This window comes from Actinomadura sp. K4S16, assembly GCF_008327685.1.
Lineage (GTDB): Bacteria > Actinomycetota > Actinomycetes > Streptosporangiales > Streptosporangiaceae > Spirillospora.
Window position 1 is genome coordinate 89018 of record NZ_BDDE01000032.1, and the last position, 9538, is coordinate 98555.

11 protein-coding genes are annotated in these 9538 nt (G+C 72.6%); 4 read left to right on the forward strand and 7 right to left on the reverse strand.

Annotated elements, in window-relative coordinates; genetic code table 11:
- The gene (locus K4S16_RS42930; RefSeq protein ID WP_149264873.1) at positions 1 to 1092 is read right to left on the reverse strand and encodes an ATP-dependent DNA ligase; all 1092 of its coding nucleotides are present in this window, start codon (positions 1090 to 1092) and stop codon (positions 1 to 3) included.
- A gap of 64 nt (positions 1093 to 1156) precedes the next feature.
- On the opposite strand from K4S16_RS42930, the gene K4S16_RS42935 reads away from it, so the two are divergent.
- On the forward strand, positions 1157 to 1858 hold the full coding sequence (locus K4S16_RS42935; RefSeq protein ID WP_149264874.1) for a dihydrofolate reductase family protein: 702 nt from the start codon (positions 1157 to 1159) through the stop codon (positions 1856 to 1858).
- Here the strand turns inward: K4S16_RS42935 and K4S16_RS42940 are convergent.
- Positions 1840 to 2559 (reverse strand): pyrimidine reductase family protein, encoded by a 720-nt coding sequence (locus K4S16_RS42940; protein WP_149264875.1) that lies wholly within the window; start codon positions 2557 to 2559, stop codon positions 1840 to 1842. The genes K4S16_RS42935 and K4S16_RS42940 overlap by 19 nt on opposite strands.
- 166 nt (positions 2560 to 2725) lie before the next feature.
- Here K4S16_RS42940 and K4S16_RS42945 point away from each other — a divergent pair, with 166 nt between their 5' ends.
- Positions 2726 to 3127: a hypothetical protein gene (locus K4S16_RS42945; protein WP_149264876.1), complete on the forward strand. Its 402-nt coding sequence runs from the start codon at positions 2726 to 2728 to the stop codon at positions 3125 to 3127.
- A gap of 10 nt (positions 3128 to 3137) precedes the next feature.
- Here K4S16_RS42945 and glgX read toward each other — a convergent pair whose 3' ends face one another.
- The 4 genes from glgX to K4S16_RS42965 form a co-directional block, all read right to left on the reverse strand.
- Positions 3138 to 5246 (reverse strand): glycogen debranching protein GlgX, encoded by a 2109-nt coding sequence (gene glgX, locus K4S16_RS42950; protein ID WP_149264877.1) that lies wholly within the window; start codon positions 5244 to 5246, stop codon positions 3138 to 3140.
- 90 nt (positions 5247 to 5336) lie between these two features.
- On the reverse strand, positions 5337 to 5918 hold the full coding sequence (locus K4S16_RS42955; protein WP_149264878.1) for a GNAT family N-acetyltransferase: 582 nt from the start codon (positions 5916 to 5918) through the stop codon (positions 5337 to 5339).
- A 74-nt stretch (positions 5919 to 5992) separates the two neighbouring features.
- Positions 5993 to 6568, reverse strand: a complete 576-nt coding sequence (locus K4S16_RS42960; protein ID WP_149264879.1) for a DUF4262 domain-containing protein — start codon at positions 6566 to 6568, stop codon at positions 5993 to 5995.
- A 54-nt stretch (positions 6569 to 6622) separates the two neighbouring features.
- On the reverse strand, positions 6623 to 7444 hold the full coding sequence (locus K4S16_RS42965) for a hypothetical protein (protein ID WP_149264880.1): 822 nt from the start codon (positions 7442 to 7444) through the stop codon (positions 6623 to 6625).
- A gap of 121 nt (positions 7445 to 7565) precedes the next feature.
- On the opposite strand from K4S16_RS42965, the gene K4S16_RS42970 reads away from it, so the two are divergent.
- On the forward strand, positions 7566 to 8360 hold the full coding sequence (locus K4S16_RS42970; RefSeq protein WP_149264881.1) for an SAM-dependent methyltransferase: 795 nt from the start codon (positions 7566 to 7568) through the stop codon (positions 8358 to 8360).
- Between the two features lie 67 nt (positions 8361 to 8427).
- Here the strand turns inward: K4S16_RS42970 and K4S16_RS42975 are convergent, their stop codons facing one another.
- Positions 8428 to 8838, reverse strand: a complete 411-nt coding sequence (locus tag K4S16_RS42975; RefSeq protein ID WP_149264882.1) for an organic hydroperoxide resistance protein — start codon at positions 8836 to 8838, stop codon at positions 8428 to 8430.
- Positions 8839 to 8925: 87 nt separating this feature from the next.
- Here K4S16_RS42975 and K4S16_RS42980 point away from each other — a divergent pair, with 87 nt between their 5' ends.
- A complete protein-coding gene (locus K4S16_RS42980; RefSeq protein ID WP_200842455.1) occupies positions 8926 to 9522 on the forward strand; it encodes a TetR/AcrR family transcriptional regulator in 597 nt (198 codons plus the stop codon).
- Positions 9523 to 9538 lie beyond the last annotated feature (16 nt).

Genomic DNA, 9538 nt, shown 5'->3' on the forward strand with positions numbered 1-9538 from the left:
TCAGCGGTCGACGCGCGGGCTCGTCGCCGGGCCGCCGAAGATGTCGTCGAGGTCGTAGGCCACCGGCACCTCCAGCTGCTCGTAGGTGCAGGAGTCGGGCGTCCGGTCGGGGCGCCAGTTCCGGAACCGGGCGGTGTGCCGGAACCGGTCGCCCTCCATCGCCTCGTAGGCCACCTCGACCACCAGCTCGGGGCGCAGCGGCACCCAGCTGAGGTCCTTCTTGCCGGTCCAGCGCGAGACCGCGCCGGGCATGCGGTCGACGGTCGCCTCCGACTGGTTCGCCCACTCCGCCCACGGATGCTCGGACAGGTCCTCCAGCCGGTAGGGCTGAAGCTCCTCGACCAGCTCGGCCCGGCGCTTCATCGTGAACGAGGCCGCGACGCCGACGTGCTGGAGGCCGCCCTCGGCGTTGTACAGGCCGAGCAGCAGCGACCCCACGATGGGGCCCGACTTGTGCCAGCGGAAGCCCGCCACCACGCAGTCGGCCGTCCGCTCGTGCTTGACCTTGAACAGGACGCGCTTGTCGGGCTCGTACGGGACGTCGCGCGGCTTGGCGATGACGCCGTCCAGCCCGGCGCCCTCGAACTCGTCGAACCAGCGCAGCGCCAGCTCGTAGGAGTCGGAGGCGGGCGTGACGTAGAAGGGCGCCTTGACGCCGGCCAGGGCGTCGACGAGCCGCTGCCGCCGCTCGCCGAGCGGCACCTCCATCAGCGACTCGTCTCCGAGGGCGAGCAGGTCGAACGCCACGAACGACGCCGGCGTCCGCTCCGACAGCAGCTTGATCCGCGACGCGGCCGGGTGGATGCGCTGCTGGAGTCCGTCGAAGTCGAGGCGCGTCCCCTTCGGCAGGACGATCTCGCCGTCCACCATGCACCGCTCGGGCAGCTCGCGCCGCGCCGCCTCGACCAGCTCGGGGAAGTAGCGGGTGAGCGGCTTCTCGCCGCGGCTGGACAGCTCCACCTCGTCGCCGTCGCGGAAGACGATGCAGCGGAACCCGTCCCACTTCGGCTCGTACAGCAGGTCGCCCTTGGGCATGGTCTTGACCGCCTTGGCCAGCATCGGCGGCAGCGGCGGGCTGATCGGCAGGTCCATGCCCCCCATCTTGCGCCCCGCCACCGACAAAAGGACATCCCGGGGGTCCGATAACGTGCAGGTCATGCGCCGTCTGCTCCCCGAGCCCGCCGCCGCGGGCGTCGACCCCTACGAGGTGTACGGCGACCTGCCCCGGCTGCGGCTGGGCATGGTCATGAGCGCGGACGGCTCGGTCACCGACGCCGAGGGCTGGACCGACGGCCTCGGCGGCGACGCCGACTTCCGCGTCTTCCGGACCCTGCGCGCCCTGACCGACGCGATCCTCGTCGGCGCGGGGACCGTCCGCACCGGGCGCCTCGGCCCGGCGCGCCTGCGCTCCGATCTGCGCGCGCGCCGCGGCGGCCCGCCCGCGCCCATCGTCGTGGTGAGCCGCTCCCTCGACCTCGACTGGACGCTCCCGCTGTTCACCGAGGCCGAGACGCCCACCGTCGTCGTGACGACCCGGAACGCCCGTGCCGGAGTCCCGGACTACCTCCAGGTGGTCGCCGAAGGGGACGACGACGTCGACCTGCCCGCGGCGGTCAGGGTGCTCCGCGAAGAACTCGGCTACGAGCACCTCCTCTGCGAGGGCGGCCCGTCGCTTGCCACCGCGCTCATCAGGGCGTCCCTCGTCGACGAGCTGTGCCTCAACATCGCCCCGACCCTCGTCGGAGGCTCGCGGCACACCCGCCTCCTGGAGGGGCTCGGCGCCGAGGTGCCGCTCGAACCGTCCGCCCTCTACCTGGACGAGGGCGTGCTGTTCGTCCGCTACCGGCTGCGGGTGTAGCGCAGGAAGAGGAAGTCGCCGTCCTGCAGGGCGTCGGCGAGCGTCATCTCCGGCGGGACGGGGAGGGGCGGCCCGTTCAGGATCCCCGCCGGATGCCCGGCGAGCAGCAGCGGGCTCAGCGTGAGGCACAGCTCGTCCAGCAGCCCGGCGGCCGTGATCTGCGCCAGCAGGGCCGGGCCGCCCTCGCACAGCAGGCGCCGGTGGCCGCGCGCGGCGAGCTCCGCTACGGCGGTGGGGAAGTCGAGCGAGTCGTGCCCGGCGACGATGACGTCCGCGCGCTCCCGCGCGGTCTTCAGCCGCACCGGGTCGGCGGTCGCGGTCGTCAGCACGATCGTCGGGACCCGCGCCTCGGTGAAGACGGGCGCGTCGAAGTCCAGGTCGAGGGACCGGGACGCGATGGCCAGCGGCGGCACGGGCGTCCGGCCCTCGCGGACGCCGTCCCAGCCCTCGCTCGGCCGGACGGGCCCGTACCCCTCGGCGCGCACCGTGCCGGCGCCGACGACGACCGCGTCGGCGAGGCCGCGCAGGAGCAGGAAGAGGTGCCGGTCGGCGGCGTTGCCGAGGCCGCCGCTGCGCTCGTCGCGCTGGGCCGCCCCGTCCAGGCTGGCGACCATGTTCGCCCGCAGCCAGGTGGTGCCGTCCGGATAGGCGTAGCGCTCGGCGAGGTCGGCCTCGCCCGGCTCGGGAGAAAGGATCCGCATAGGAGTCTCAAGCTACTCGACGGTCGCTCGCGGGCCGCCCGGCGGACGACTTGACCAGTGGAATTACGGGTTGTCCTCCAATGTGTGCGAATCCGTCATGCCGGAAGCGCTGTGGAGCGACACTAGGCGTCGGGGGACGGGGGAGAATCTCACGAAAGGAGCGGGGGTGGAGTACGCCGCATTGGGCGCGTGGATCATCGCCGCCGTCGCGGGCGGGTACCTGCTGGTCGTGTGGCTGGTCAACGGGGGGCGTTCGACGAAGGTGACGCGGTTCCCGCTGCTGGTCGTGGCGGGGCATCCGCTGTCGGCCGTCGCGGGCTTGGCCGTGTGGATCGCCTACGTCGCCACCGGGGAGGCCGCCTACGCCTGGGTCGCCTTCGCGGCCCTGTTCGTCGTCATCATCCAGGGGCTGCTGCTGTTCACCCGCTGGCTCGTCGGCCGCGGCGGCCGCCACGCCAGGGGCGCGGAGCAGGCGTTCCCCGCCGCGGCGGTCGCCGTCCACGGCGCGGTGGCGGTCACGACGTTCGTCCTGGTCTTCCTGACGGCGATGGAGGTCACCCGGAGGTGAGCCCGGCGGCTCACGCCCCGCGCCGCAGGACCACGAGCGCGCGGTCCCCGACCGCCACGGCGTCGCGGGCCTTGAGGCGGGGCCGCTCGCCGACCGTGCCGGGCTCGGCGGTGTCGAGGGCGAACTCCCAGCGCTCGCCGAACTCGGCGCCGGGCAGCGTGAACTCGACCGGCTCCGACCCGGCGTTGATCAGGAGCAGGAACGAGTCGTCCCGGACGCGCCGGCCGCGCGGGTCGGGCTCGGTGATGGCCTCGCCGTTGAGGAACACGCCGAGCGACTTGGCGAAGCCGACGTTCCAGTCGTGGTCGGTCATCCTCTCGCCCGCCGGGGTCAGCCAGGCGATGTCGGCGGCGGCGCCGCGGCCCGTCCCGGTGAAGAAGCGGCGGCGCCGGAACACCGGGTGGTCGTGCCGCAGCCGCGACAGGAGCCGGACGAACTCCATGTCGCCGGAGTCCTCCCAGTGGACCCAGGCGATCTCGTTGTCCTGGCAGTAGGCGTTGTTGTTGCCCCGCTGCGTGCGGCCGAGTTCGTCGCCGTGGGAGAGCATCGGCACGCCCTGCGACAGGAACAGCGTCGCGAGGAAGTTGCGGCGCTGCCTGGCGCGCAGGTCGAGGACGCCGGGGTCGTGCGAGTGCCCCTCGACGCCGCAGTTCCACGAGCGGTTGTCGTCGGTGCCGTCGCGGTTGTCCTCGCCGTTGGCCTCGTTGTGCTTGTGGTCGTAGGAGACGAGGTCGGTGAGGGTGAACCCGTCGTGGCAGGTCACGAAGTTGATGGAGGCGAACGGGCGGCGCGCGCTGTGCTCGTAGAGGTCGGAGGAGCCGGTCAGCCGGGACGCGAACTCCGGCATGGTCGCGTAGGAGCCGCGCCAGAAGTCGCGGACGGTGTCGCGGTACTTGCCGTTCCACTCCGTCCACAGCGGCGGGAAGTTGCCGACCTGGTAGCCGCCCTCGCCCACGTCCCACGGCTCGGCGATGAGCTTCACCTGGGAGACGACCGGGTCCTGCTGGACGAGGTCGAAGAAGGCGGCGAGCCGGTCGACGTCGTGCAGTTCGCGGGCCAGCGCCGAGGCGAGGTCGAAGCGGAACCCGTCGACGTGCATCTCCAGGATCCAGTAGCGCAGCGAGTCCATGATGAGCTGGAGCGCGTGCGGGTGCCGGACGTTCAGCGAGTTGCCGCAGCCGGTGTAGTCGAGGTGGTAGCGCTTGTCGTCGTCGCGCAGCCGGTAGTAGGAGGCGTTGTCGATGCCCCGGAACGAAAGCGTCGGGCCCAGGTGGTCGCCCTCCGCCGTGTGGTTGTAGACCACGTCCAGGATGACCTCGATGCCCGCCTCGTGCAGGGTGCGGACCATCGCCTTGAACTCCAGCACCTGCTCCCCGGACTGCCCGGACGAGCTGTAGGAGTTGTGCGGCGCGAAGAAGCCGATCGTGTTGTAGCCCCAGTAGTTGTCGAGGCCCCGCGCCACCAGCGCGTGCTCGGGGACCGACTGGTGCACCGGCATCAGCTCGACCGCCGTCACGCCGAGGTCGAGCAGGTGGTCGACCATCACCGGGTGCGCGAGGCCCGCGTAGGTCCCGCGCTGCTCCTCCGGGATGCCGGGGTGCAGCTTCGTCAGCCCCTTCACGTGCGCCTCGTAGATGACGCTCTCGTGGTAGGGGACGCGCGGCGGCCGGTCGTCGCCCCAGTCGAAGAACGGGTTCACCACCACGTTCTTCGGCATGTAGGGGGCGCTGTCGTCCTCGTTGAGCGCGTCCGGGTCGGCGAACCGGTAGGAGAACAGCGACTCGTGCCACCGGATCAGCTCGTTCGGGGCGGCGCCCGCGACGGCCTTGCCGTACGGGTCGAGCAGCAGCTTGGACGGGTTGCAGCGGTGCCCCTCGCGGGGGTCGAACGGCCCGTGCACCCGGTACCCGTAGCGCTGGCCGGGCCCGATCCCCGGCAGGTACCCGTGCCAGACGAACCCGTCGACCTCGGGCAGGTCGCGCCGCGTCTCGCGGCCGTCGGCGTCGAACAGGCACAGCTCGACCCGCCGGGCCACCTCGGAGAACAGCGCGAAGTTGGTGCCCGTGCCGTCCCAGGTGGCGCCCAGCGGATAGGGATCCCCGGGCCAAACCTCCCGCATGCTCCTCCACCCCTCGACCGGTTCGTCCTGGCCCGTCGATTGTGGCCTACCCGCTCACGTCCCGCGCGCCACGGCCCGCCACCAAGGGTGTCACGGCGGAGCGGGGCGGGGGAGGCGCCAGACGATCTCGCCGTCGCGGGTCTCCCCGGTCCGGCGCAGCCCGATCCTGTCCGCGACCGCCGCGGAGGCGCGGTTGTCCGGGTGGACGGTCGCGACCACGTCGCGGACGCCGTGCTCCGCGAGCCGGTCCAGCAGCGCGCGGGCGGCCTCGGTGGCGAACCCGAAGCCCTGGTACGGCATGCCGATCACCCAGGCGACCGACGCGGTCAGCCGCGGCGGGCCCGGCGTGACCGTCGACCCGGCCGAGGCGGGGGTCACCGTGTACTCCGGCGCCGCCGGCGTGACCGTCGCCTGCACGTAGCCGATGGCCTGGCCGTCCCGGGCGCGGCGGACGATCCAGTTCAGCCAGTACTCCTGGTGGAAGGGCGCGGGACCCGCGGCCAGATGCGCGTAGCGGGCGCGCAGCTCCTCCAGGGTGAGGGGCTCGCCGCCGATGTAGCGGTGCAGGCGCGGATCGTCCAGGACGGGGGCCATCTCATCCGCGTGGTGGACCGCCAGCGGCTCCAGGACGAGGCGCTGGGTGCGGATGGTGTCGGCGATGGGCCCGTACACCCGCCGATCGTACGCCCTGGCCGGGCGGCGGGCCGGGGAAGCGGCCGCCGGAGCCGCCGGGGCGGAGCGGCCGGTCACCGCCGCCAGTCGGGCCGCTTGTCGGACAGCCGCCGGGTCCAGGCGCCGGCCGGATGCTGGCGGGGGTGGAGCCACAGCCACGGCTGGGAGTGCCGGAAGGGCAGGTCGGTGCCGGGCTGCCACGGGAACAGGCCCTCCCCGTTGGGCCAGACGACCTGGAGGATCGGCAGCGGCGGGCGCCGGTAGAACGCCACGGCGCCGCCGAACAGGCCGTCGAACCAGTGCGGGTCGGCGTCCCGGAACGCCGCCTGCTGCCCCCGGACGACGCCGTCGCGGCGCTCGCCGTCCGCGGGGCCGCGCCCCTCGGCGGTCTCCCGGCCGAGCATGTTGAGGATCTCTTCCGTCTCGTACACGTCGCCGCCGAACATCGCGAGCTCGGGGGCGCGGTGGCTGTGCCACAGGCCGACCGTGTAGGCCCAGCCGGGCCCCTCCTCGTCCGGCTGGACGAGGACGACGCTCCACCCGTACTGGGTGATGTGCACGATCGTGCGGAGCTGGAAGTTGTCCAGGCGGTCGCGGTCGCCGTAGTCACGGCACATCACGCATGTGCATGAGGGGCGGTCGCCGGACATGACCCTCAGTTTACGATCAATCGACCCTGGGCGAGCATGCCCGGCCGTTCAAGATCACCAGAAGACGCCGGTGTCGCGCGGCGGCGCCTCGTGCTCGTGCCGGGCGGGCGGGCCGAGCAGCCCCCGGACGGCCATGGCGACCAGCAGCATCGCCGCAGGCAGGCCTAGGGGGATGGCCGTGAGCGGCGCGACGGACGCCACGTCCAGCGCCGTCCCATGGAGCAGCCCGGCGACGCCGAGATCGGCCCCGCGCCGTCCCGCGCCCAGCGGCGTCGCCAGGACGGCGGCGGTGACGGCGAGCGCGGCCGCGGGCACCGCCAGCGCGCGGCGACGGACGAAGAAGGCCAGCCCCACTCCCAGCGCGCCCAGCACGGGCAGCACCATCACGCCGTACCAGCGTCCCGGCTCCGGCCGCATATCGATGCGGACGACGGGCGCCGGCGCGCCTTTGCGCAGGTGCCAGAGGCGGGCCCCGGATTTGTCGGGCCGCACCGTCGCCGGTACCGGCGGAAGCCGCAATTTCATGGCCGTGTCGTCGAAACCGCGCGCGGCGAGTTCGCGCGCCGCCCCGGAAGTGTCGATTAGCAGGGACGGACTCCGTCCCGTCCGGTAAGCGCGATCGGTTTCCGCGCGGGTGAACGGCACCCCGCGGCTTTTCCGCGTCCGGACGCGGACGCTCTTCGCGCCGGGGAACATCGCCCTGGCGATCCGTCCGGCCAGGGCCCGCGCATCGGCGTCCGACCGCAGCCGCCCCGCCGCGTACAGATCGACGTGCGCGCCGCCGTCGACGAGCAGGACGACCTCCACCCGGGCCCGCTGCTCCCTGGGCGGCGCCCCGCCGCAAGCTGCGAGCACGCCGAGCAATAGCAGGGTCATCCCTATCGCGGCAAGCCGCCGAAAACACACCGGAGGCCTCGCTTCGTCGGTCGGTATCGCGGCGCCGGAAGATGATCTATTTTATGCGCGACCACCGGTGGAGCACAGTAGGGAGAAGACCATGGCCGACGATCCGGTCAACGCGATCGACACCTCCGTTCCCCACTCCGCGCGGATATGGAACTACTGGCTCGGCGGAAAGGACAACTACCCGGTCGACCGCGAGGCCGGCGAGCAGTACGTCAGCATCTATCCGGGGATCGTGGACATCGCGCGGACCGGCCGGCACTTCCTCGCCCGCGCCGTCCGGTACCTGGCCGGGGAGGCGGGCGTCCGCCAGTTCCTCGACGTCGGCACCGGGCTGCCCACCGTCGACAACACCCACGAGGTCGCGCAGCGCGTCGCGCCCGAGGCGCGCATCGTGTACGTCGACAACGACCCTCTCGTGCTCTCCCACGCGCACGCCCTGCTGACGAGCCGTCCCGAGGGCGAGACCAGCTACATCGAGTCCGACATGCGGGACCCCGAGCAGATCCTCCGGGTCGCCCGGGGCAAGCTCGACTTCGACCGCCCGATCGCCCTGATGCTGATGGGCGTCCTCGGGCACATCGACTCCTATGACGAGGTCCTGCACATCATCCGGACGCTGATGGGCGGCCTGCCCTCCGGCAGCTACCTCGCCCTTTACGACGACACCGACACCGACGAGGCCCACAACAAGGCGCAGCAGGAGTACGACGACACTGGCGCCGTCCCGTACCGGCTGCGCCGCCCGGAGCAGATCGTCGGCTACTTCGACGGCTTCGAGCTGATCGAGCCCGGCGTGGTGGCGTGCGAGAAGTGGCGCCCCGAGCCGAGCCCGTTCGGCGAGACGCCCAACACCTCCACCCTTTGCGGGGTCGCGCGCAAGCACTGACCCCGCGGCGCGGCCGGACCGGGCCGACGGCCGGATGAGGCCACCGGCGGCCCGGTCGGCCGCGCGGTCAGAGCGCCACCAGCTCCACCGGGATGTTGCCGCGGGTGGCGTTGGAGTACGGGCACACCTGGTGGGTGGCCTCGATGAGCCGCTCCTTGGTCTCCGCGCCGAGCGCGTCGGGCAACTGCACCCGCAGGACGGCGTCGAGCTGGAAGCCCCCCGCGCCGTTCGAGCTGAGGCCGACCTCGGCGGTGACCGACAGGCCGGTCACGTCGATCTTCTGCTTCCGCGCCACGAGCTGCATGGCGCTGGCGAAGCACGCGGCGTAGCCGGCCGCGAACAGCTCCTCGGGGTTCGTGCCGTCGCCGCTCCCGCCGAGCTCCTTCTGCAGGGCCATCTGGAGGTCCAGCCGCCCGTCCGGGGTGAACGCGCGCCCGTCCCGCCCGGTCGCGGTCGCGGTGGCGGTGTACTGCCTCATGAGCTGCCTCTTCTCCTAGCTAGACAGACAGTTCTGTCTGCCTCGGTCCTCAGGAGACTAGACCGATCTGTCTGGTAGCGTCAAGGCGTGACCACGAGCTCGCCCCCGCGCCGGAGCGCGGCCTGGACCCGCGTCTTCGACACCGCGATGCGCCTGTTCTACGCAGAGGGCGTCCACGCCGTGGGCATCGACCGGATCATCGCCGAGGCCGGGGTGGCGAAGGCGACCTTCTACCACCACTTCCCGAGCAAGGACGACCTCGTCCGCGCCTACATCGTGGAGCAGAGCCGGCGGCAGCGCGGCCTCGCCGACGTGCCCGAGTCCGCGACGCCCCGCGAGGCCGTCACCACCGCGTTCGAGCGGATGTGCCGGTTCGGCGCCGACCCCGCCTTCCGCGGCTGCCCGTTCATCAACGCCGCCGCCGAGTACCCCGACCCCGCCCACCCGGTGCGCCGCGCCATCGACGACCACCGGGAGTGGCTCCGAACCCTGTTCCGCGACCTCCTGGCCGCCGACGGCCACCCGACCCCCGACCGCACCGCGCAGGCCTTGATGCTCCTCAAAGACGGCCTGGCAGTCGGCTTCGACCTAGACGACCCACCCCAGGTCCGCGCCGCCGTCCAAGAAACCGTAACCCGCCTCCTGGACGCCCCACCCCGTCCGCCGGAGCCCGCCGCACCCTGACCGCCCGCGACTCCCG

Bases quoted from the DNA above. Each gene is read 5' to 3' on its own strand.
- K4S16_RS42935 (WP_149264874.1), top strand. From the start codon at position 1,157: ATGCGCCGTCTGCTCCCCGAGCCCGCCGCCGCGGGCGTCGACCCCTAC.
- glgX (WP_149264877.1), bottom strand. From the start codon at position 5,246: ATGCGGGAGGTTTGGCCCGGGGATCCCTATCCGCTGGGCGCCACCTGG.
- K4S16_RS42965 (WP_149264880.1), bottom strand. From the start codon at position 7,444: ATGACCCTGCTATTGCTCGGCGTGCTCGCAGCTTGCGGCGGGGCGCCG.
- K4S16_RS42975 (WP_149264882.1), bottom strand. From the start codon at position 8,838: ATGAGGCAGTACACCGCCACCGCGACCGCGACCGGGCGGGACGGGCGC.
- K4S16_RS42970 (WP_149264881.1), top strand. From the start codon at position 7,566: ATGGCCGACGATCCGGTCAACGCGATCGACACCTCCGTTCCCCACTCC.
- K4S16_RS42930 (WP_149264873.1), bottom strand. From the start codon at position 1,092: ATGGACCTGCCGATCAGCCCGCCGCTGCCGCCGATGCTGGCCAAGGCG.
- K4S16_RS42960 (WP_149264879.1), bottom strand. From the start codon at position 6,568: ATGTCCGGCGACCGCCCCTCATGCACATGCGTGATGTGCCGTGACTAC.
- K4S16_RS42940 (WP_149264875.1), bottom strand. From the start codon at position 2,559: ATGCGGATCCTTTCTCCCGAGCCGGGCGAGGCCGACCTCGCCGAGCGC.